This is a genomic window from Paenibacillus sacheonensis (assembly GCF_009909195.1).
Lineage (GTDB): Bacteria > Bacillota > Bacilli > Paenibacillales > Paenibacillaceae > Paenibacillus_Z > Paenibacillus_Z sacheonensis.
Window position 1 is genome coordinate 160,592 of the sequence record NZ_JAAAMU010000003.1, and the last position, 22,371, is coordinate 182,962.

The following is a 22,371-nucleotide window of genomic DNA, read 5'->3' on the forward strand; positions in this document are numbered from 1 at the left end:
CGTGAGCGTTGCGCGCACGGGCGTGGACATCGTCGTGGCGGGCCATATTTGCCTGGACGTCATTCCGACGATACATGAACTGAAGGACGGCATGGGCGCGCTGCTCGTGCCGGGCAAGCTCGTCGATATCGGCGCGGCGCGCATCTCGACGGGCGGCGCGGTATCCAATACGGGGCTGGCGCTTCATCGTCTCGGCATGAGCACCAAACTGATGGGGAAGATCGGCGACGATCTGTTCGGCAGCGCGATCGGCAGCGTGCTTCGCGGTTACGGCGATGAATTGGCGGACGGTATGATTGTGGCGTCAGGTGAGTATACTTCGTATACGATCGTCATCAATCCGCCGAATATCGATCGGATCTTCCTTCATTGCACCGGCGCGAATGACACGTTCGCGGCGGCCGACCTTCAGGCGGAACAGCTGGAGGAGGCGCGATTATTCCACTTCGGCTATCCGCCGCTCATGCGGAGAATGTATGAGAATGACGGGGAGGAACTGGCTAATCTGCTGTCGCTGGCCAAAGGGCAGGGACTGACGGTTTCGCTCGATTTGGCTAAGCCGGATCCCTCTACGCCGGCAGGGCAGGCGGATTGGCGAATGATTTTCGTGAAAGCGCTCCCTTATGTCGATGTATTCTTGCCGAGCTTTGAGGAAATCCTGTACATGCTGAAGCGCGACTTGTATGAAGAATTGGCTGCGAAGCATGGCAGCGACTTGCTGCCTCTCGCGGAAGGTCCGCTGCTTCGCGAGCTGGCGGGCGAGCTGCTGGACATGGGCGCCGCCATCGTCGTATTGAAGCTTGGCGAGCATGGCCTATACCTTCGCACGACGGATGATGCGGAGCGTATGGCTGCCCTCGGTAAAGGCGCGCCGGCCTCCGCGGAGGCATGGCGGAACCGGGAGCTGCTGGCGCCGTGTTTTGCCGTGGATGTCGCAGGAACGACGGGGGCCGGCGATTGTACGATCGCAGGCTTCCTGGCCGGATTGCTGAAGGGCTTGGAGCCCGAGGAAGCGCTGATCGGCGCCGTTGCCGTCGGTGCCTGCAACGTGGAACGAGCGGATGCGACGAGCGGCGTCCCGTCCTGGGAAGCCGTGCAGGCGCGTATCGCCGCAGGCTGGAGCAAACGCAGCGTGGAGCTGGCACTGCCGGGCTGGACGGAAGGTTCGGCAGGCCTATGGATAGGACCGGGCGAAGTATAAAGAAACGCATGATTTGCGAAGGGCGCCTTGGTGCTCTGCACCTAAGCAGCTTCCATGCGCAAACCTGCGCTGAAATCATATGAGGGAGGGTGACCGGCATGAAACGCAGCGAAGTGAGAGCGGCGCAGAAACGGGCGGCTGAGATGTTTGATCACATCGGTATTATGCTGACGCCGGAAGAGCGGGAAACGATCGAGGTCGCGGGCTTCGGTCTAGGCAATTTGGAAAGTCAGGGGTTAGAGCTGGTGACTTACATCAATACGGATCGCTATTGCGCGAAGGAGCTTGTTTTGTTCCCGAACCAAACCTGTCCGGAGCATCTGCACCCGCCTATCGGAGATGAACCCGGCAAAATGGAGACCTTCCGCTGCCGTCATGGCGTCGTCTATCTCTACGTGGACGGCGAGAACAGCGGGACGATTCAAGTGGAGGTGCCGGCCGGCAGCGAGGAGTATTATACGGTCTTTCACGAGATCGAGCTGCATCCGGGTCAGCAGTACACGATTCCGCCGGGCACGAAGCATTGGTTCCAAGCGGGCGAGAATGGCGCGATCGTCTCGGAGTTTTCGAGCACAAGCCGCGATGAATTCGATATTTTCACCGATCCGAACATTCAGCGGATGCCCGTTATCGTCGAAGATTAGGGGCCAGTCGGTTTGAACGGTTTGGACGGTACATGGCCGCAGCTCTTATATCCTATACGAATAGCCGGGAGTCCGCAGACAATCCCGGCAATCTTGCCGGCATTCTCGTTAGAGGATGCCGGTTTTCTCGCGCAGCACATGCTCGACTTTGGCCAAATGCTGCCCCATGCGGGCCGAGGCAAGCGCCTCGTCGCGCGCCGCGATCGCGGCTACGATGGAGCGATGCTCCTCCAGCAGCCGGCTGGCGGATCGGTGCTCGGCGTAGAACCAGAGCGAACGCGTATCGCGCATGCTCTCGTGCAAGCGCTCGGACAGCGACTTCATCAGCTCCATCAGCACGGGATTCTGCGTCGCGCGGGCGATCTGCTCATGCAGCAGCACGTCGGCTTGCTCGCCGAAGCTATCGTCGTCCAGCCGATCCTCCATCTGCTGCAGCGTCGCCTGCAGCGCATCGACATCGGCGTCGGTGCGGTGCTTCGCGGCCAGCGAGGCGCAGCCGGTTTCGAGCACCTTGCGCACGTCGAGCAGCTGCAGCAGCGAATCGGCGCGGTCCAGCCAGGCTTCCTGGGCGAAGGCCTGCGACCCTTCGGGCGGAGCCTTCGCGTAGGTGCCCCCGCCTTGGCGAATGTCGAGCAGCCCCTTGGCCTTAAGCGCGCTCAGCGCCTCGCGGATCGTGGAGCGGCCGACTCCGTATTCCGCGGCCAGATCGACGACGGAAGGCAATTTATCTCCGGGCGACAGCTCGCCGGACGTTAGCTGCTGGTGAAGCTGCCGGGCGACCCATTCATTGCTCTTAAGCGGCCTTTCATTCGTGTTCATGGGCGGGAGCCTCCTAGGGGATCGGCGTAATATTTGCAGTGTTCAGCATCTTTCATCTTATGATATACTACTTTCAAAGCAAAGTCATCAGACGACCTGATCTATTGGCGGAAATTCAATCGTAATGATTCATTTCCCGTTTCATTATCCATTCATCCTAAAAGGGGAGCTCTACATGCTGCAACAAGCAGTCGCAGGCAAGCTGCGCGCCATCGTCGGCGCCCAATGGTTCAAAGACGATCCTGAATCGCTCATCACGCATTCCTATGACGGTACCCCGATGCTGCAAACGCTTCCGGACGGCGTCGTTTATCCCGAGAATACGGCCCAAGTTTCCGAAATCATTAAGGTACTGCAGGAGCACCGCGTTCCCGTCGTGAGCCGCGGCTCCGGTACGAACCTATGCGGCGGAACGGTGCCGGTCCAAGGCGGCGTAGTGATGGTAATGCACCGCATGAACCGCATCCTGGAAGTGGATCTCGAGAACTTGACGGCTACCGTGCAGCCGGGTCTGAATACGAAAGCGTTTATCACCCACGTGGAAGGACTGGGGCTGTTCTATCCGCCGGATCCGAGCAGCATGGCGATCTCGACGATCGGCGGCAACATTGCCGAGTGCTCCGGCGGCCTGCGCGGCTTGAAATACGGCACGACGAAGGACTACGTCATCGGGCTGGAAGCGGTGCTCGCGAACGGAGAAATCATCCGCACCGGCGGGAAGCTCATGAAGGACGTTGCCGGTTACGACCTGACGAAGCTGCTCGTCGGCTCCGAGGGGACGCTGGCCGTCATTACGGAAGCGACGCTGAAGCTGATTCCGCCGCCGAAGACCAAGAAGACGATGCTGGCGATGTACAAGGACCTGTACGGAGCCGCGCGGACGGTATCCAAAATCATCGAGAGCCGCATCATTCCGGCAACGCTGGAGTTTCTGGACAATCCGACGATCCGCGTCGTGGACGATTTCGCGAAGCTGGGCTTGCCGCTCGACATGGATGCCATCCTGCTGATCGAGCAGGACGGAGATGCCGAAACGGTGGACCGCGATATTGCGCGCATCGCCGAAATCTGCGCCGGCGAAAATGCGGAACGCGTCAGCATCGCCGCCGACGAAGCGGAGGCGCTTAAGCTGCTGACGGCGCGCCGGAGCGCGTTCACGGCGCTCGCGCGGCTGCGCCCGACGACGATTCTGGAGGATGCGACGGTTCCTCGCTCCAAGATCGCCGATATGGTGCTCGCGATCAACGACATCGCCAAACGCCACGGGGTGACGATCTGCACGTTCGGCCATGCCGGCGACGGCAACCTGCATCCGACCGCGACGACGGATGCCCGCGACGCGAACGAGATTCACCGCGTCGAGGAAGCGTTCGCGGAGATCTTCGAAGCCGCGATCGCGCTCGGCGGCACGATTACCGGCGAGCACGGCGTCGGCCTCGTAAAAGCGCCTTACCTGGAATGGAAGGTCGGCGCGGCCGGCATCGAAGTGATGAAGGCGATCAAGCATTCGTTCGACCCGAACAATATTCTGAATCCGGGCAAAATGTTCGCCAAGTCGGCGCGCAAAAGGGTGGTGCTGCACCGTGGCTAAGACGTTAAGCGATTTACTCCCGAGCGCTCCGGACAGCGGCTGCAGCGAGCTCGCGACGACGCTGAAGAGCGCGCTCGACTACGATCAGCTGACGAACTGCATGCGCTGCGGCTTCTGCCTGCCGGCTTGTCCGACCTTCCGCGAGACCGGCATCGAAGCCGAATCGCCGCGCGGCCGGATCGCGCTCATGAAGGCGGTCGCCGACGGCCTGATGGATCCGGACGAGGCATTCGAGACGCAGATGAACCACTGCCTCGGCTGCCGCGCCTGCGAGCCGGCCTGTCCGGCGGACGTGAAATACGGGCAACTGCTGGAGCAGGCGCGCGACTCCGTCGAGAAGCACACGACGACGCATCGCTGGTGGGTGAAGGCAGCCCGCAAAACCGCGTTCGACGGTTTGTTCCCGCATCAGAACCGGATGCGCCTGCTCGGCGGCGCGCTGCAGATGTACCAAAAGACCGGTCTGCGCAAGCTCGTGCGCGGCGCCGGCCTCATGAAGATGTTCCCCGCGCATATGCGGGAGATGGAAGCGATTTTGCCCGACGCTTCGTACAAAGGCGTCGTGGAGCAGATCGGAGCCTTCCACCCGGCGAAGGGCGAGCGGATCGCGACGGTCGGCTTGTTCCGAGGCTGCATCATGGACGTGCTGTTCACGGAGACGAACAAGCATACCGTCGAGCTGCTGAACGAAGCGGGCTTCGATGTCGTCATCCCGGAATCGCAGAACTGCTGCGGCGCGCTGCATGCGCACAGCGGCGAGCAGGACGGCGCGAAAGCGCTGGCCAAGGGCAACATCGCCGCGTTCAAGGCAGCCGGCGTCGATTGGATCGCCTCCAACGCGGGCGGCTGCGGCGCGCTGCTCGTGGAATACGATCATCTGCTGCATGACGACGCGCAGTGGAAGCAGGACGCGGCTTGGTGCGCGACGCGGACGATCGACGTCAGCAAGCTGCTCGTCGAGCACGGACGCTTGCAATCGGCGGCGCAGGCTGCCGTTGCCGCCGGAGCGGGCTCGATGGTCGGAAGCGGCGCATCGATCGGAGGGGCAAACAACGGAAGTCGCAGCGGCGTACCGGCTTCTGCACCTGCGGCAGTCTCGGCGATATCGCCTCACGGTCACGCCGCGGCATCCGGCGGCTGCGGCGGCTCATGCAGCGGAGGCCTCGGCTTCGCATCGGACGAGAAGGTTCGCATCACGTACCAGGATTCCTGTCATCTGCGCAACGTGATGCGCTCGTCCGAAGCGCCGCGCAAGCTGATGCGCAGCGTGGCGAACGCGGAGTTCGTCGAGCTGGCCGAAGCGGACCGCTGCTGCGGCTCGGCGGGGATTTACAATCTAACCCAGCCGCAGATGGCGGGACAGATTCTCGATCACAAGATGGAGCACGTGAAGCATACGGGCGCCCAGTATTTGCTGACGAGCAACCCCGGCTGCCTGCTGCAGATGAAGAACGGCATCGAGAAGCACGGCATGAGCGGGCAGATGGAAGCCTTGCATCTGGTCGACTTCCTGCATGAACGGATTTGCGGGAAGCATTAACCGCGCGAATGTTCGGCATTGTCATTCCGGGCTCAGGGCCGAAGCTTGAGCGAACGCTGGAACTTGGCCTTAGCTTTAGCGATTGCTGAACCTATTGATACTAAAGGAGCTGCCCCGGCAGCTCCTTTTTTTTCATCGATAGAACTTTATGCTAATTCATAGTTGACACATCGGAATAATCTATATATGATTAATCCATAAGATGGCATGAACTTACCGGACGACCGGAAGTTTCCTAGACTGATTCTCCTTCAAAGGAGCTTAGCGTAGGGGAACTTCCGGTTTTTTGTTGTTCCACGATCCCGCGTAATTCAATAAGAACCATCGTCCAATGAATAAATAAAAACGAGGGGTGTTCAAATGAACAATCGACTGTCTGTTTTCCGGCCATTATCCTTGTTAGTCATCGCTTTACTCAGCCTGGCGCTGATCGTGACCGCCTGCGGCTCGAAGGATTCGAATAACGGCAATGCTTCCTCGTCCAATACCTCCGCTTCGGGAGCTTCCGGCACCAAAGAAATTCGCATCGGCTATCAGAAATACGGCACGGTCAACATTCTCAAAGCAAAAGGCACGCTCGATAAACGTTTGGAATCGGAAGGCTACAAGATCACGTGGACCGAATTTCCCGGAGGTCCGCAATTGCTCGAAGCGCTGAACGTCGGCAGCATCGACATCGGCCATACCGGCGAAGCCCCGCCGATCTTCGCCCAAGCGGCTGACGCTCCGCTCGTCTATCTCGCGCATGAACCCGAAAGCCCGAACAGCGAAGGCATTATCGTCCCCAAAGGCTCGGCTATCGCTTCGATCGCCGATTTGAAGGGCAAGAAGGTTGCGCTCAACAAAGGCTCGAACGTTCACTATTTGCTGGTCAAAGCGCTGGAGAAAGCAGGCGTTGACTATAACGACATCACGACGGTCTTTCTGCCGCCCGGCGACGCCAGGGTAGCTTTCGAGAACGGCACCGTGGATGCGTGGGTCATTTGGGATCCGTTCCTGGCTGCCGCGCAAACCGCGACCGGCGGCAAGCTGTTGACCGACGGCGAGGGTTTGGTTTCGAACATTGAATATTACCTCGCGTCCCGCAAGTTCGCCGAGGCGAATGGTCCCGTGATCGATATATTCAAGGAAGAGCTGAACAAAATCGACGAGTGGTCGGCCGCCAACCAAAAAGAAGTCGCGGCGCTGCTGTCCCCGCAGCTCGGCATCGATGCTCCGTCCCTTGAGCTGGCCGCAGGACGAAGAGGCTATGGCTTGCAGCCGATCGATGATTCCATTATCGAAGCCCAGCAGAAAATCGCGGATACGTTCTTCGGCCTGAAGCTGATTCCGAAGGAGATCCAAGTGAAGGATGCCACGTTGAAATAAACAACTAATCGAACCGAACTGAAGAACGAGCCGAACTGAACGAACTGATGAACTGCACGAACTGCGAACCGATCAGATGAACCAACCCAACTACTCAACATAGGAGCGTGTATGACATGGAAGTATTCTGGTTTATTCCGACGCATGGCGACGGACGTTATTTGGGAAGCGCCGAGGGAGCGCGGGTTGTCGATGCCAAGTATATGCAGCAAATCGCCCAGGCGGCGGATCGGCTCGGTTACGGCGGCGTACTGCTGCCGACGGGAACCTCGTGCGAGGATGCATGGGTCGCGGCTTCTTCGCTGATTCCGGTAACGGAACGCCTGAAATTTCTAGTCGCGCTGCGGCCGGGGCTGATGTCCCCGTCGCTCGCGGCACGAATGGCATCCACGTTCGACCGCCTCTCGAACGGACGGCTGCTCATCAATGTCGTCACCGGCGGCGATCCGGTGGAGCTAGCGAGCGAGGGCGTATTCCTCGAGCATGACGAGCGTTATGACCTGACCAGCGAATTTCTTGAGATTTGGCGCAGGGAGCTTAGCGGGGAGACGGTCGATTTTGAAGGGAAACACTTGAAGGTCAAGGGAGGCAAGGTGCTCTATCCGCCCGTGCAGCGGCCCTATCCGCCCCTGTATTTCGGTGGATCGTCACCTGCGGGCCAACAGGTCGCCGCGGACCATATCGACGTCTATCTGACGTGGGGCGAGCCGCCGCAGGAAGTCGCCAAGAAGATCGAACAGGTTCGACGTCTGGCGGCCGAGCAGGGAAGAACCGTTCGCTTCGGCATTCGCCTGCACGTGATCGTCCGCGAAACGTCCGCAGAAGCTTGGAGAGAAGCGGATCGCCTGATCAGCAAAGTAGACGAGGATGCCATCGCGGCGGCCCGTAAAGTGTTCGCGCGCTACGACTCGGAAGGACAGCAGCGGATGTCCCGTCTTAATGGCGGCGACCGGAGCCAGCTGGAGATTTATCCGAACCTGTGGGCAGGCGTCGGGCTAGTCCGCGGCGGCGCAGGCACGGCACTCGTAGGGAATCCGGACGAAGTGGCCGGACTGATGAAGGAGTATGCGGCGCTCGGAATCGATACGTTCATCTTATCCGGCTATCCGCATTTGGAAGAAGCGTACCAATTCGCCGAGCTCGTCTTCCCGCTGCTGCCGCTCGCGACGGTTCAGCCCGCGGCCGGTCCGACATCGACGAGCCCGTTCGGCGAGCTCATCGCCAATGCGATCAAACCGGCGGAACGGGCTTCCGCCAGATAGGAGGAAACAAGAATGAAGAGTCCAGCAGCACGTAACTGGAAAACTGGAGCGTTATCTATCGGACTCGAGTGGTTGATTCCGATCCTGGTCGTGGCGCTCTGGCAATGGTTCGGCAGCATGGGATGGATCTCGCAGCGTATCCTGCCGACGCCCGCATCCGTCTTGGAAGCCGGGGTCAAATTGATTCGCAATGGCGATCTGTTCGTCTATATCGGCGACAGCACGAGGCGGGCGTTCATCGGGTTCGTGATCGGGGGAGGCATCGGGTTCGCGCTGGCAATCCTTAACGGCTTGCTGCCGCTATCGGAGAAGCTGACCGACTCGTCCATCCAGATGATCCGAACGATTCCGCATCTCTCGCTCATTCCGCTCATCATTGCCTGGTTCGGCATCGGCGAGGAAGGGAAAATATTTCTCGTCGCGCTGGGCGTGGCCTTCCCGATCTATATCAACACGCTGCACGGAATTCGATCCGTGGATCCGGGCTTGATCGAGATGGGCCGCACTTACGGCTTGCGGGGCTTTGCGCTGTTTCGTACGATCATTTATCCCGGCGCGCTGCCGTCCATCTTGGTGGGCTTGCGGTTCGCGCTCGGCATTATGTGGATTACGCTGATCGTCTCGGAGACGATCTCCGCCAATAGCGGGATCGGTTATATGGCGATGAATGCGCGGGAATTCTTTCAAATGGACGTCGTCGTGCTCAGCATCGTCATCTACGCGCTGCTCGGCAAGCTGTCGGACTGGATGGCGAAGCTTCTGGAGAGGAGTTGGCTGAAATGGCATCCGCATTATCGGCGAGCGAAATAATTCATTCACGGCAGGCAGAGGCTCCGGGGGGAGCAGCTGCCCGGGGACTGCAAGTAGAGGTGCGGGACGCGGTCGTGCGGTTCGGCGACCTGACCGTGCTTCGCGATCTGGAACTGTCGATTCCCGCCGGCCAGTTTCTGGCGGTCGTCGGAAGAAGCGGCTGCGGCAAAAGCACGCTGCTTCGCCTGCTGGCAGGTTTGGAACAGGCATCGCGGGGGGCCGTGTCCATTGGCGGAGCCGCCTCGGCCGGTTTACGGTCCGACGTGCGGGTGATGTTCCAGGATGCCCGGCTGCTTCCTTGGAAATCCGTGCTGGATAACGTGCGGATCGGCGTGGAAGGCGGCGACCGCTCCCAAGCGTTGGAAGCGCTGGAGCTCGTCGGCCTCGCCGACCGGGCGAAGGAGTGGCCCTCCGTTCTGTCCGGCGGACAGCGGCAGCGGGTCGCGCTGGCCCGGGCGCTCGTCAGCAATCCGAGCCTCCTGCTGCTCGACGAACCGCTCGGCGCGCTCGATGCGCTGACTCGCATCGAGATGCAGCAGCTCATCGAGCGGTTATGGCTGGAGCGCAGGTTTACCGCCGTTCTCGTCACCCATGACGTGAGCGAAGCCGTGGCGCTTGCCGACCGCGTCGTGCTGGTGGAGAATGGCACTATTTCGCAGGATATAACCATTGCCCTGGCAAGGCCGCGCGAGAAGGACAGCGGATTCTCCCATTACGAGAGCAGCATCCTGAATCGGGTGCTTGGAAGGCGCCCGGTCAGCGTCAATCAGGATGGCTTTGCGATTTAAGCGAAGCTTGCCGATTGGCTGGCATTCACGAGGATATTCTTCAGCTCCCGAACGGTCGTTCATTCGCCTTCGCTGCGAATATTCCTCAAAATAGGGATAACCCCTGAGCGCATATAGTTGAGTAACAACAGGTGCGGGGGTGTTGCGCATGGGAGTCTTCAAATCATTCCTGGCTAAATCCGCGATCGAGCTGTTTCTGCTGCTGTTTATTTATCCGGCTATCGGGCTTGCGCTGCTCGTGCTCGGCTTTACGTCCTCCTGGAAATCCGGGACGATCATGCTCGTATCTGCCCTGCTGCTGCGATTCGTCCTGAAACGCGAAGCGGCAGCGATTCGGCCCATGAGGCGAGGTAAACGATGGGGTCGCAGGCCGCGCGGCAAACGGCAGAGAGGCCAGACGGGCGGAAACGGGCTGAAGGATCGTTTCCCTGGCGAGTTCGAGCGCGGCGTTTCCCCGCCGCAGCTGAGCGATATTTACGCCGACATGGCGGCGCAGCTGCGCGAGCAGGAGGCGCTGCTGGCGATGCTGAGGCAGCAGGAACGGCGCGCGGAATGGCCTGAGGAGCGCCGAGGGGAATGGTGGGCGGAACGGCGAGGGGAACGGCCCGGCAATCCAGGCGGGAGCAGCGGAACGGAACGGCCTGCAGGTCAAATCTGGGGAAGTCGCGAGCAACGGCCATCAGGTGAGAACTGGAGCTTCCGCGGGGAGCGGCCTAAGGACCGTCCTGGCAGCTAGCAGGTTCAGCGGAGCAAGGGGCTGCGACCGAGAGACCGTGCCCGTATCGGATAGCGATTAGTAGATCAGCAGCAAGAAACCAGGGGGATATCATCGAATACGATGATATCCCCCTGGTTTTCTTTCTTCATTACGCTTCTTAATGGCGAGCGAGGAGGGCTCCGCTTGGAACACTCCCCGCTCGGCTTTGCTTATCGCTTTGCTAATCGCTTCGCTTACTGCCCGGCTGCGGCCATCGCTTCCTCGATGGCGCTGTTAGCATCCTTGGTCATTCCCTTGATGGCATCGTCCAAACTCGATTTGCCGAAGAACAGCGGGTTCACGTATTTGTTGAAGATCGAACCGCCGCCGCTCGAGAGATAAGGGTTGACTTTCAGGTATTGGCTCGTGTAGTTCAGCTCGTCTTGAAGCACCGTGTTGACTTGCTTGTCGAATGCGGTTTCTTTAGGCAGCAGATCCATTTTGCTTTGGAAAATCGGCAAACCCCAGCCCGATTTTGCACGGTCGTCGGCCGGCTTGCCGCCGAAGTACCATTCGAAGAACGTCCATGCTTCGTCCGGATGCTTCGAAGCCTTGTTGATGATCGCGCCGGTCGCGCTGCCCGTAGGCGCTACGCGCGTGCCGTTCGGCGCCATCGGCGTCGGCAGCATGCCGAAATCTTCGATATGCGATTTCGCGCGCTCGTCCCCGCGAATGACGCCGCTGTACCAGTACCCCATGACCATCATCGCCGCTTGGTTCTTGAAGAACAGGTCGCCGCTATCCGTTTGGTCGTTGTTGACGGAGTTCGGGCCGATGTTGCTCTTCACGGCATCCACCCACATCGTGATGTAATCTCTTACTTCCGGTTTGTCGAAATCCATCTTGCTGAAGTCATCGTTGTTGATGTCCACGCCGGCGCTGAGCAGGTATTGAAGCAGGGTGTCGTAAAACGGCTCTACCTTGCCCATATCGTGGTTGCCCAAGCCGTATTGCTTGACTTTATCGCCGTCCTTGATCGTCAGCTTCTTGGCCAAGTCGATCAATTCCGGAATCGTAAGCGGCTTCGTGGCATCCGGCAGCGGAACGCCCGCCGCATCGAATACCTTCTTGTTATAGAAAATGGCATAGTCGTTGGACCAGTCTTTCGGCAAGCCGTAGATCGGTCCGGTGCCGACCGTCTTGCCGTCGAAGCGGTACACGTTCGTGATCGGCAGGAGATCGTCCGCTTTGAACACGGTGCTCGTGTTGATGCGATCCGTCAGATCGGCCGCGATGCCTTTGATGACATAGTTGGGAAGTTCTTGCACGCCGCTGATGCGGATGACGTCGGGCGCGTCGCCCGTTGCCAGCTGCGCCGCGAGCTTCGTGGAGTCGATCGTCTCGATGACGACATGGATGTTCGGATGCTCTTTCTCGAATTCGGCGATTTGATCCTTGGAAAGCTCGCCGTCCGTGATGCTGGTACGGATCGTTACTTTGTCGCCGCTCTTGGTGTCGGAATTCTTCGTCGAGGTGTTGGATGAATTTCCGCTGCTGTCGTTCGCGCCGTTGTTGGCAGCGTTCCCGCCATTGTTGCTGCTGCCGCAGCCCGTCAGCACAACTGCTGCTGCCGTAACGGCCGTAAGCATAATCGTCCATTTTCTCAAAATCGTGGCCCCCTTGAAGAAATAGTAAATATCCTGCCTCAACAAGAATAACACGGAAAATGTAAGCGCTTAAATAAGGCGATCCTCCGATTTTGACGGGTAATCGTATGGTTTTTTAACGGGTAATCCTATGGTATTTCCCGCCAATGGCATTCCGGGACATTCATGCTCTCCATGCCGGCTGCTTAATATGAAATCCCTGCCGTCATCGCCGATGAAGGCAGGGCGGTTATTAGATTGGCGATAAACTGCAATTCCAATCGTTGACATTTAGGTTCGGCAGTGAGTATACTGTGTATATGAATATATACAGTATATAAACCAGGAGGCGAGAGCGGATGACTAGCTGGCAGGGGGCGATGGCGCTTCTTCGATTCGAGGGGCGGCAATCTTGGATCGGCCTGCTCATAACGATCGCTTTTTACACCTACGTGAACGTGATCATGCTGCCGGTTCTCCAGGAGCTGTTGACGTCTGAAGGCGGAGGCGGATTCGGCTGGATCGGGGACTTTCTCTATCTGACCATTCTGCCGATGATGGGCTTCGTGATGAACCGCAGCATGTTCCGCTATTGGATCCAGGATCCGTACACGCGCAAATTGGCGTACTGGCGCACGATGCCGATCGGTTGGGATGCCATCGTTCTCTCGCGCATGCTGCAGCATGTCATCGTGATGACCTTCGTCGCGGCGTACTACTTCGTCCTGCAATATGTCCTGCTCGGCGCCATACGCGAGCTGTTGTCTCCCGGGGAATACGTGCTCTATGCGCTGACATGGTACGGTTATGCGCTGATGGCCGGAGCGACTTACGTGTTCTTCGAACAGACGGTGCGGGGGAAAACGTATCTCGCGGTTTGCTTCGGTTACGTGCTCGTATTTGTACTGCTGGAGCTGCTTCTAAGGGCGACGGACACGGAGCTGCTGTTCCGCTCGATCGAGGAAGCGCGCGGGCATCGCTTCGCATGGCCCGCGGTTTCGCTCGTGCTCGGCGCGGGGGCCACGGCGCTGATCGGATTCTCGATCCGCAAGCGGCTTGCGAAGCGCAGTCTGCTGCTGTAACGGCGCGTAACCAGTTTATTCTCGAGAGAAGGTGGAGCGGTGTGGATACCAATACAACTCAATGAACAAAGCGCGGAGCCGCTTTACCACCAGATCGAAGTGCAGCTCCGCGCGCTTATCGTCAGCGGGCAGCTGCCCGAAGGGACGCTGCTGCCTTCCATCCGGGAGCTGGCGCAGCAGACCAAATGCAGCGTCATTACGATCCGGCGGGTCTATCAGGATTTGGAGAACGAAGGGCTGCTCCGAACCCGGCAAGGGACGGGGACCTTCGTTGCCCAAGTCGACGGGCAGCAGCGGGACAATCAGCGGCGCAGCGCGGTCATGACCGCGATCGAGACGGCGGCGGAGGCCGGGCTCCGGGTCCATTATACCGATGACGAGCTGATTGGCATGCTGCGGGAGGCGCTGCTGCGAATGCGCCCGGCGGCCGGAGAGGCGGAGCATGGAAGCGGGCAAGGCGAAGGAGGGAGACAACATGACGGATAGCGTGGTGGAAATCGCGGGGTTGCTGCAGCGCAGGACGCATTTCGAGCTCGGGCCGGTGGAGCTGAGCATCCCGAAGGGCTGCGTGACGGCGATTATCGGGCCGAACGGCTCTGGGAAAAGCTCGCTGTTTCGCCTTATGCTTGGACTGTCGAAGCCGGACGAGGGCAGCCTGCATCTCTTGGGGGAGCGGCTCGGCGAACGGGACGACGCTTCGCTGATGACGCGTATCGGATATTTGCCCGAAGGGGCGATCGAGCTCGATGACCGGCTGAGCGGCGAGGCGAAGGCGGCATTCGTGCGGCAGTGGTATCCCGGCTGGAATGAGGCCGTGTACCGGGAGCTGCTGCGGCGCTTCGAGATCAATCCGGCTTTGAAGCTCGGCCGAATGTCCAAAGGAATGCGGCGGAAGTACGACCTGTCCCTCGCGTTGGCGCATCAGCCGGAGCTTCTGCTGCTGGATGAGCCTTCCTCGGGTCTCGATCCCATCGCCTGGAAGACGATGATCGACGTGCTTCACCGTTATATGGAGCGGGGCGACAGGACGATCGTCATGGCTTCGCACATCGTGGAGGAGGTGCGGCGGCTCGCGGACTATATCGTCTTCATCGTGCAGGGCAGGATCCTGGGGATCTACGAGAAGGATGCGCTGCTGGCGTCATGGCAGACGATGTACGCGGATGCCGGCGGCCGCGATCTGGCGTGGCAGCAGATGCCGGGCTATCGCAGCGGCGAGATGTCCGGCGGCACGGTCTATAAGGTCGTGACGGATCAAGCGTTCGAGGCCGAACGGTGGCTGGACGCTCAAAGCGTAACCGTGATCAACAGGCAGAAGCTGGAGCTGGACGAGATTCTCGTGCAGCTAACCGAACAAGCGAGAGGAGTTTTATGAGTATGAATGCTTTATCGCTGGAACAGGTTTTCAAGCAATACGGCGACAAAACCGCCGTGAACGGCATCAGCTTCGACGTCGCCCCCGGAGAAATCTACGGACTGCTCGGCGCGAACGGCGCGGGCAAGACGACGACGATGCGGATGGTGCTCGGCCTCATTTACCCGGATTCGGGGCGGATCTTATATAACGGCAAAGCATACAGCAAGGAGCAGCTGCATGGCCTCGGCTATCTGCCGGAGGAGCGCGGTCTCTATCCGAAGGTCAAGGTTAGCGACCAGATCCTGTACCTCGCTCAGCTGCGCGGCATGTCCAGGAAGGACGCTGACCAGAACCTGAAGCGCTGGCTGGATCGGTTCGGCGTGCCGGAATATTACAACAAGCGGGTCGAGGAGCTGTCCAAGGGGAATCAGCAGAAGATCCAATTCATTGCCGCCGTCATCCACAGCCCGCGCATCGTCATTATGGACGAAGCGTTCAGCGGCCTCGATCCCGTCAACGTCGAGCTGCTCAAATCGACGGTCAAGGAGCTTCGGGACGCGGGCTCGAGCATTTTGTTCTCGACGCACCGGATGGAGCATGTCGAGGAGCTGTGCCGCAACATCACGATCCTGCACAAATCCAACCCGGTGCTGCAAGGCAACCTGAAGGCGATCAAGCAGCAGTTTCCGCGGGAACGCATCATTCTGGGCACGGACGGCGAAGTGAACGGCTTGGAGACACTCGGGGGCGTCCTCAGCGTGAACCGGCACGAGTACGGCTACGAGCTGATGATCGCGGACGAAGCCGCGGGCAGGCCCATCCTGGAGAAGGCGATGACGCAGACTGAAGTGCGGCGCTTCGAAATCATGGAACCGACGCTTAACGAAATCTTTATTAAGACGGTAGGTGAGAAGCATGAATAACGGCTTTTGGACGGTTGTCGGCTTCACGGCGAAGAATAAGCTGCGGGGCAAGGCGTTTCTCGTGACGACGCTCATCATCGCGGTCATCATGAGCATCGGCATCAACTTGCCGTATATCATTTCGCAATTCAGCGGCGAAGGCAAGGCAACGGTCGTCGGTTACCTGGACAGCACGGCGGATAAAACGTCGTCGCAGTTATTCACGCCTACGCGCATCGCCGATATGCTGAACAAATATTACGGCGCGCAGGAGAAGCCGGAGCTGAAGATCGTGCCGATCGCGGATGCCGGCTCGGCCGATGCGAACGAGAAAGCGCTGAAGCAGGCGGTGTCCGACGATGTCATCGACGGCTATCTGGCGTTCACGCCCGATCCGGAAAGCGGCTTCCCGGCCGTGACGTACAAGTCGGAGAGCCTGATGGAGTCGAAGGTGTCGCAGTCCCTGAAGACCTCGCTGCAGGCCGTGAAGATGGATGCGGTCATTAACGGCGGCGGGCTCAGCAAGGAGCTGAAGGCGCTGCTGACGAAGCCGATCGAGCTCAACACCGTCCAGATCTCCACCGCCGCCGGAGCCGGCTCCATCGACGGGCAGGGCAAGACGACGGAGCAGCAAGGAATGGATATGGCGACGGTGTACGTCATTATCTTCATGCTGTTCATGGCGATCATGATCAGCGGTCAAATGATCGCGAGCGAGATCACGGCGGAGAAGAGCTCGCGCGTCATGGAAATCCTCATTACGAGCGTCGCGCCGCTGAAGGCGATGTTCGGCAAGATTCTGGGCATGTTCCTCGTCGTGCTGCTGCAGCTGGCCGTCTACGTCGTCGTCATCGTGATCAACATGACGCTGCCGCAGAACGCCGACAAGCTGAGCGAGTTCGGCATCTCGCTGAACGAGATCGATCCCGTCCTGCTCGTCTACGCGGTCGTGTTCTTCCTGACCGGCTTCTTCCTGTTCGCTACGCTGTTCGCGGCGGTCGGCTCCATCGTCAGCCGTACGGAGGATCTCGGCCAGGCGGTGCTGCCGATCACGATGCTGTCGCTCGCGGGCTTCTACATCTGCATGTTCGGCGGACTGAACAATCCGGGCTCCATGCTGATGAAGGTGTCGTCGTTCATCCCGTTCTTCTCGCCATACGCGATGGTCGTCCGGCTCGGACTGTCCGACCCGCCGCTCTGGCAGGTATGGTTATCTGTTCTGATCCTGCTCGTGACGATCCTGATCGCAGGCTGGCTGTCCGCGAAGATCTACCGCGCAGGTGTGCTCATGTACGGCAAGAAGCCGTCGATGAAGGAATTGTTCAAGGCGATGCGGGCTTACCGGTAAGAGCTTCCGAGCTTCTCCTGTCGTTGCCCGCCGTCGTGTCGTCTGTCGCGAGTTAAAGGAACGACTGCGTGACCAGATTATACGAATAATCGATAGTAATAGTAATGAAGCCGGTAGAATCAGATCTTGATTCTTCCGGCTTCTTCGATTTCCAAGGTCGCTCCGCATCGCCGGTTATATAAGCAGTCGCTCGGCAGTGGATCCAAAAATCTTATCGTGAAATAATCCAAGAAATAATAGATTCAATACATTGTCGCCTATGTAAACGATTGACATACTTAGGTTGAATTAACGAATCGGCAGCTATGGCAGGTGATAGGAAGATGTATAAGGTACTTGTTGTGGATGACGAACCATTGATGCTGGAAGGCTGGAAAACGATGGTGGACTGGCAAGCTTGCGGCTACGAATTGAGCGGTACGGCGACCGACGGCGAGGAAGCGCTTGCCCTGATCCGTGCTTGCGATCCGGAACTTGTCATAACCGACATCCGGATGCCCGTTCTTGACGGAATCGGGCTGATTCGGGCGATGAAAGAAATGGGCTGCGGCGCCAAAACGATAATCGTCAGCGCTTATTCCGAGTTTGCCTATGCTCAAAAGGCGCTTCGCTATCAAGTAGACCGTTACGTATTGAAGCCTCTTCTGACCGAGGAAATTCACAGCCTGCTGCTCGATATGGCTGCTTCATTGGAGGATAGGAGGCTGACGGAGGCGTCTGCCTCCAAGATGCAGGCAGACGCTGCCGCTGACGCTATAGTCGGCTTGCTCGGCAACGGAGGTCCGGCGGCTGTCGATATGGCGACGCGGCTTCTTGGCGTAAACGAACGAACGCGCTTCCGTCTGATGTTGGCCGACTCGGTCGGTGGAAGCGACGAATCCGAGCCTGGCGGAAACCTTCCTATCGCTCTGATGAAAACGCTAACCGAGGCATTAATCATGGACGGCGTGCGAGCCTGGGCGTTCGAGGAGTCGCCGGGCCTAGCAGGCCTTCTGATTATCGATAACGATCTGAACGAGGAACAATTCGAAGCTTGGTTGGAGGAAGCGCTCGTCAAGAAAGGATGGCCGCCCAGAGAGCTGGCGCTATACTGCAGCGAAACGTCTATCGGACTCATGACTGTTCCGGATCTCTACCGGCAGGCACTGGAAATTCGGAGCCGGGCGTTACTTGGATCGCATGCAGGCATTCATAGTTATCGGGCACGGAAGGCTGCCGGCCAATGGTGCTTGGAAGATATGACCGCATATGTGGGGGCACTGCTTCAAGCGATCGAAACCAACGATCCGGCGGGCATCGATCGCTCCGTGGATGAACTGGCTAGACTGTTCGACAGGACGGGGGCCCAGGAAGGCTGGAAGATCGCCGTTCGCCATATTCGCGGCGAGCTGCTCCGTCGATACGCGGAACTGGGAGCAGACCATAGGGAGGCAGCCGATTGGCTTCATCAGCTGCTGGACGGGACCGAATCAGCCGATACGGCTTCGTGGACGAGAACTTCGCTGAAGCGGTTGTCCATGAAGGCGACCGAGCAGTTTGCGGTGAAGGAAACGTCGGTCCGGGCCAACGGAAGTGCTATAACGGAGGCCGTCGAGTACCTGAAGCAGCATTACCGCGGGAAAATCCGGCTTCAGGAGCTGGCCGGTCGGTTCCATCTCAATCCGACGTACTTCGGGCAGCAGTTCAAACGGGAGACGGGCCATAGCTTTCACGATTATATCCATCGCCTTCGGGTCGATGAAGCCTGCAAAATGCTTCGCAGAACGGATATGTTGGTGTCGGAGATTGCATCGGCACTCGGTTATCACGATACGGAATATTTCACCGCAAAATTTAAAGCGCTTTCAGGGGAATTGCCCTCCTCTTATAAATACAAACGACAAGGGTGATCTGGATGCGAAGAAGTCAACCTGCAGTTCTAAGCGTAGTCAACGACATTCCTCTGAAATACAAATTTCTGCTTATTTATTTGTTATGCGTGCTTCTTCCGATCATAACGATCAACATCTTTTTCTATCAGCAGAATTCCGCCGATATTAAGATTCGGGAAAAGGATAACTTGCGCAAGTCGATCGAACGGGCATCCGGCGAACTGCTTGGCATGATAGACGAAAGCGTCGCTCTCAGCCGATCGCTCGCCGGCGATGATTCGCTTTACAAAGCACTCGATCGCACCTATATGTCGCCGGTCGATTATTACGAAGAATACGACGATTTTCTGCGGGGGAAGCTGACCCGCTACATGTCTCCGAATATTTTGGAAGTGCGCATTTATACAAATAACACTACCATACAGACGGGCGCGAACTATCATGTGATCAGCAGCGTCCCTGAGGATCTTCCTTGGCAGGAGCAATTAAATCAATCAAACGGGGATATTCTGGTTGTTGCTTACGATGACAACGGCTTTCATCCGACCAAACGGATCAGTGTCGTCAGCAAGATGCACAACTTTCCCCTCTATTCCAATTATGCCAAATACCTGCGAATCGATTTGAACATCGATAAGATGGACAGCATCCTGAATCGCGAGCTTGACAGCCTGCAGCTGAGACTCATCGACGACCGGAACCAAGTTGTTGCCGCCAGTGCAGGAGCCGAAGGTTCTGAGGTTTCGGCCGTTCAGGGTTCGCCGCTCTCGGATACTCCCGCAAGCTCCGGGTACGCGATGGAGGAAGCGATCGGGAATTACAGCTACGTGAAGGGCTGGAAGCTAGTCGGAATCGCGGATACCCGGCACATTGACAGTTTGCTTGCTAACGCCCGGCACTCCATTATATGGCTTGCGATCATTAGTACGGTAGTTCCTTCTCTGCTTATTTTCATTATCCTTCGATCCTATCATTATCGGGTAAAGAAACTGTCCAGGCATATGGAGAAGTTCCGAAATGAAAGATTCGACCTGCTCGACATCCAGGAAGGCCGCGACGAGATCGGGAGCCTGATTCGCACCTTCAACGTCATGACGGGGAAGATTACCTCGCTCATCAACGATGTCTACAAGCTGGAAATCAAGCAAAAAAACCTGGAGCTGGAACGGGTGCGTACCGAACTATCCATGCTGCAAAACCAGATGAATCCGCATTTTCTGTTCAATACGCTTAATGGGCTACTGGTCGTCTGCACGAGGAACGGGTATTCCGACGTGACGGTAATCATAAAAAACTTGTCTCTGCTCATGCGGCAGCTGCTTAGCCGGGCGGATGACCTCGTACCGCTTCGGGAGGAGTTGGAATTGACGTCCATGTACTTGCAGATCGAGACGTTCCGTTTCGGCGACCTGTTCGAGTATTCCTTCGATATCGATCCAAAGGCCTTTCTGCTGTACGTTCCGCGAATGAGTATTCAGACGCTGGTCGAGAATGCTTGCAAACACGGGCTGCAGGCACGTAAGGACAACCGCTCGATCAAGGTGACCGCGAAGCTGACCGAACGGGCGCTTGAGATTAATGTCATCGATAACGGCGTAGGCATGGAGGAAGCGAAGCTGAAACAGCTGATGGAGAACGTGAGGTCGGATAAGGGGATGGATGGTCATGTCGGTATCCGAAACGTCTACCGGCGATTGGAGCTGTATTACAACGAGAGCGTCCGGTTTCGAATCAGCAGCGATCCCGAAAATGGGACCGAGGCTGGCTTTCACATTCCGCTCTCGCGGCTTGAAGCGGTAGAAGAATTAAAGAAGGAAGTGTGAATATGTACAAAGTGCTGCTGGCCGATGACGAACCGCTCGCCCTCGAAGGGTTGAAGATCATGGTCAATTGGGAAAAGTGGGGCTTTCGGATCGATCGATTGTGCCGAAACGGCGAAGAAGCGATCGAACATATTCGCCTAAACCCGCCCGATCTAGTCGTGACGGACATTCGCATGCCCGTACTGAACGGGCTTGAACTGATCGATGAGACGCGTCGCTCGGGTAACCGCTCCACCCTCTTCGTCATAGCGAGCGGATACGACGATTTCGATTATGCGAGACAGGCGATGAATTTAGGCGTCAAGCATTACTTGACCAAGCCGATCATCGAGTCGGAGGCGGACGAGGTGCTGGAGCGAATGCAGAATGAGCTTTGCGAGACGGAAAAACGCATGCTCATGCGTACCGGTGCGGATCGTTATGCCGTGAGGCGAGCATTGTCCATGCTTCTCTTCGGCGGCGAGGAAGCGAATCGGCAGGAACTGATGCGCACGCTGAAGCATCTGTCCAGCCAAGCGTCTAATTGGACCTACGTGCAAGTGCGGATGGAGGAAGAAATGATGGGCAGTGCCCGCGAGGTCGCCTTGCGGATGGCCGAAGAAAACGGCCGCAGTTACGTAATCGATAGAGCGGGAGGTTCGTTCGGGCTCATACTCGGCTCGGATCAAGCGGACAATGAAGGCGTCGACGCTTTCGTTGAGCGTCTGCATGCAGCCATGCGAGCCGCAGCATTCGGACGAATCGAAATCGCGGTCGGTTGCGATGTCGATGATCTGAACGATTTGCCAAGGTCCTACCGCAGCGCCATCGAGGCTGCGCGGTTTCTTTTTTTCGGCGGTACTCCCATCGTTCATTACGCGAAAATCCAGGGTCAAAAGCTGTCTTTCGATCCTAGGGAGCTGAAGGCGGTGGACATCATCGTCGAGACAATGGAGAACGCTCGTCCCGACGATCTTGCGTCTGCGATCCGGGAAGTGTTCCGCACGTTCGAAGAGCGAATGGTTCAGCCAGAGCTGGTTCGCATCTTCGAGACTCAGGTCATGCTGGCCTGCGCATCTCTATTCAAGCAGTTAGGCGGAGATCCCGATGAAATGCGCATGTTATGGGATTCCATCTCCGATGTGGAGCATGGCAAACATTTGCAGAAATCGACGGACACGTTGATTGCCTTCTGCCTGAAATGCCAAGCCGCCGTACGCGAGCTGCAGGAAATGAACTGCGGAGGGACGCCGGCGAAGGTGGCCGACTTCTTGCGCCGCCATTACAAGGAGACGTTCACGATCAAGGAGATTGCGGAGCGATTCTATATAAACCCCGTCTATTTAGGTCAATCGTTCTCGCGCAAATACGGCATAGGCATTCTCGACTTTATTCACGATATTCGTATCGAAAAAGCGCAGCAGCGGCTCCGGGAAACGAACGAAGCCTCCTGTGCGATCGCCGAAGCGCTCGGCTATCGAGGCTATCAGCATTTTCTGAAGCAGTTCGAGAAGCGGATCGGCATGAAACCGTCTGATTATCGGCTTCATCATTTTTCCAAGTGACCCGATTATGCTGCAGCCCTCCGTCTGGCAGCTTAAATTAAGGGGGCATAGAACTTAATTCTGATTATGTTGCAAACG

19 protein-coding genes are annotated in these 22,371 nt (G+C 58.0%); 17 read left to right on the forward strand and 2 right to left on the reverse strand.

Features of this window, described 5'->3' with window-relative positions; genetic code table 11:
• Nucleotide 1 precedes the first annotated feature (1 nt).
• Nucleotides 2-1,201, forward strand: a complete 1,200-nt coding sequence (locus GT003_RS06330) for a PfkB family carbohydrate kinase (RefSeq protein WP_161695593.1) — start codon at nucleotides 2-4, stop codon at nucleotides 1,199-1,201.
• Between the two features lie 98 nt (nucleotides 1,202-1,299).
• Nucleotides 1,300-1,845, forward strand: coding sequence for a D-lyxose/D-mannose family sugar isomerase (locus GT003_RS06335; protein ID WP_161695595.1), 546 nt, complete (start codon nucleotides 1,300-1,302; stop codon nucleotides 1,843-1,845).
• 108 nt (nucleotides 1,846-1,953) lie between these two features.
• Here GT003_RS06335 and GT003_RS06340 read toward each other — a convergent pair whose 3' ends face one another.
• Nucleotides 1,954-2,664, reverse strand: coding sequence for a FadR/GntR family transcriptional regulator (locus GT003_RS06340; RefSeq protein WP_161695597.1), 711 nt, complete (start codon nucleotides 2,662-2,664; stop codon nucleotides 1,954-1,956).
• A gap of 175 nt (nucleotides 2,665-2,839) precedes the next feature.
• Here GT003_RS06340 and GT003_RS06345 point away from each other — a divergent pair, with 175 nt between their 5' ends.
• From GT003_RS06345 to GT003_RS06375, 7 genes are all read left to right on the forward strand, one after another.
• The gene (locus GT003_RS06345; RefSeq protein WP_161695599.1) at nucleotides 2,840-4,255 is read left to right on the forward strand and encodes an FAD-linked oxidase C-terminal domain-containing protein; all 1,416 of its coding nucleotides are present in this window, start codon (nucleotides 2,840-2,842) and stop codon (nucleotides 4,253-4,255) included.
• Entirely contained in the window at nucleotides 4,248-5,795 is a 1,548-nt protein-coding gene (locus tag GT003_RS06350; protein WP_420831450.1) for a (Fe-S)-binding protein, read from the forward strand. Before GT003_RS06345 ends, GT003_RS06350 begins: the two co-directional genes overlap by 8 nt.
• Nucleotides 5,796-6,155: 360 nt before the next feature.
• Complete coding sequence (locus GT003_RS06355; protein WP_161695601.1) at nucleotides 6,156-7,163, forward strand: sulfonate ABC transporter substrate-binding protein; 1,008 nt, start codon at nucleotides 6,156-6,158, stop codon at nucleotides 7,161-7,163.
• A gap of 116 nt (nucleotides 7,164-7,279) precedes the next feature.
• Nucleotides 7,280-8,425, forward strand: coding sequence for an FMNH2-dependent alkanesulfonate monooxygenase (ssuD, locus tag GT003_RS06360; RefSeq protein ID WP_161695603.1), 1,146 nt, complete (start codon nucleotides 7,280-7,282; stop codon nucleotides 8,423-8,425).
• A 12-nt stretch (nucleotides 8,426-8,437) separates the two neighbouring features.
• The gene (locus tag GT003_RS06365) at nucleotides 8,438-9,235 is read left to right on the forward strand and encodes an ABC transporter permease subunit (RefSeq protein ID WP_161695605.1); all 798 of its coding nucleotides are present in this window, start codon (nucleotides 8,438-8,440) and stop codon (nucleotides 9,233-9,235) included.
• Nucleotides 9,205-10,023 carry an ATP-binding cassette domain-containing protein gene (locus GT003_RS06370; protein WP_161695607.1) on the forward strand — a complete coding sequence of 273 codons (819 nt, stop codon included), beginning with the start codon at nucleotides 9,205-9,207 and terminating at the stop codon, nucleotides 10,021-10,023. The genes GT003_RS06365 and GT003_RS06370 overlap by 31 nt, the downstream gene beginning before the upstream one ends.
• A gap of 148 nt (nucleotides 10,024-10,171) precedes the next feature.
• On the forward strand, nucleotides 10,172-10,759 hold the full coding sequence (locus GT003_RS06375; protein ID WP_161695609.1) for a hypothetical protein: 588 nt from the start codon (nucleotides 10,172-10,174) through the stop codon (nucleotides 10,757-10,759).
• A gap of 215 nt (nucleotides 10,760-10,974) precedes the next feature.
• Here GT003_RS06375 and GT003_RS06380 read toward each other — a convergent pair whose 3' ends face one another.
• On the reverse strand, nucleotides 10,975-12,387 hold the full coding sequence (locus GT003_RS06380; RefSeq protein WP_161695611.1) for an ABC transporter substrate-binding protein: 1,413 nt from the start codon (nucleotides 12,385-12,387) through the stop codon (nucleotides 10,975-10,977).
• A gap of 338 nt (nucleotides 12,388-12,725) precedes the next feature.
• On the opposite strand from GT003_RS06380, the gene GT003_RS06385 reads away from it, so the two are divergent.
• The 8 genes from GT003_RS06385 (at nucleotide 12,726) to GT003_RS06420 (ending at nucleotide 22,293) form a co-directional block, all read left to right on the forward strand.
• On the forward strand, nucleotides 12,726-13,448 hold the full coding sequence (locus tag GT003_RS06385) for a hypothetical protein (RefSeq protein ID WP_161695614.1): 723 nt from the start codon (nucleotides 12,726-12,728) through the stop codon (nucleotides 13,446-13,448).
• Nucleotides 13,449-13,487: 39 nt separating this feature from the next.
• Nucleotides 13,488-13,934, forward strand: coding sequence for a GntR family transcriptional regulator (locus tag GT003_RS06390; RefSeq protein WP_161695616.1), 447 nt, complete (start codon nucleotides 13,488-13,490; stop codon nucleotides 13,932-13,934).
• Nucleotides 13,924-14,823 (forward strand): ABC transporter ATP-binding protein, encoded by a 900-nt coding sequence (locus GT003_RS06395; protein ID WP_161695618.1) that lies wholly within the window; start codon nucleotides 13,924-13,926, stop codon nucleotides 14,821-14,823. The genes GT003_RS06390 and GT003_RS06395 overlap by 11 nt, the downstream gene beginning before the upstream one ends.
• A 2-nt stretch (nucleotides 14,824-14,825) precedes the next feature.
• Nucleotides 14,826-15,728 carry an ABC transporter ATP-binding protein gene (locus GT003_RS06400; protein WP_161695620.1) on the forward strand — a complete coding sequence of 301 codons (903 nt, stop codon included), beginning with the start codon at nucleotides 14,826-14,828 and terminating at the stop codon, nucleotides 15,726-15,728.
• Nucleotides 15,721-17,055, forward strand: coding sequence for an ABC transporter permease (locus GT003_RS06405; protein WP_161695622.1), 1,335 nt, complete (start codon nucleotides 15,721-15,723; stop codon nucleotides 17,053-17,055). The genes GT003_RS06400 and GT003_RS06405 overlap by 8 nt, the downstream gene beginning before the upstream one ends.
• 323 nt (nucleotides 17,056-17,378) lie before the next feature.
• Nucleotides 17,379-18,944, forward strand: coding sequence for a response regulator transcription factor (locus GT003_RS06410; RefSeq protein WP_161695624.1), 1,566 nt, complete (start codon nucleotides 17,379-17,381; stop codon nucleotides 18,942-18,944).
• Nucleotides 18,945-18,949: 5 nt separating this feature from the next.
• Complete coding sequence (locus GT003_RS06415; protein ID WP_161695626.1) at nucleotides 18,950-20,749, forward strand: sensor histidine kinase; 1,800 nt, start codon at nucleotides 18,950-18,952, stop codon at nucleotides 20,747-20,749.
• Between the two features lie 2 nt (nucleotides 20,750-20,751).
• Nucleotides 20,752-22,293 (forward strand): response regulator, encoded by a 1,542-nt coding sequence (locus tag GT003_RS06420; protein WP_161695628.1) that lies wholly within the window; start codon nucleotides 20,752-20,754, stop codon nucleotides 22,291-22,293.
• Nucleotides 22,294-22,371 lie beyond the last annotated feature (78 nt).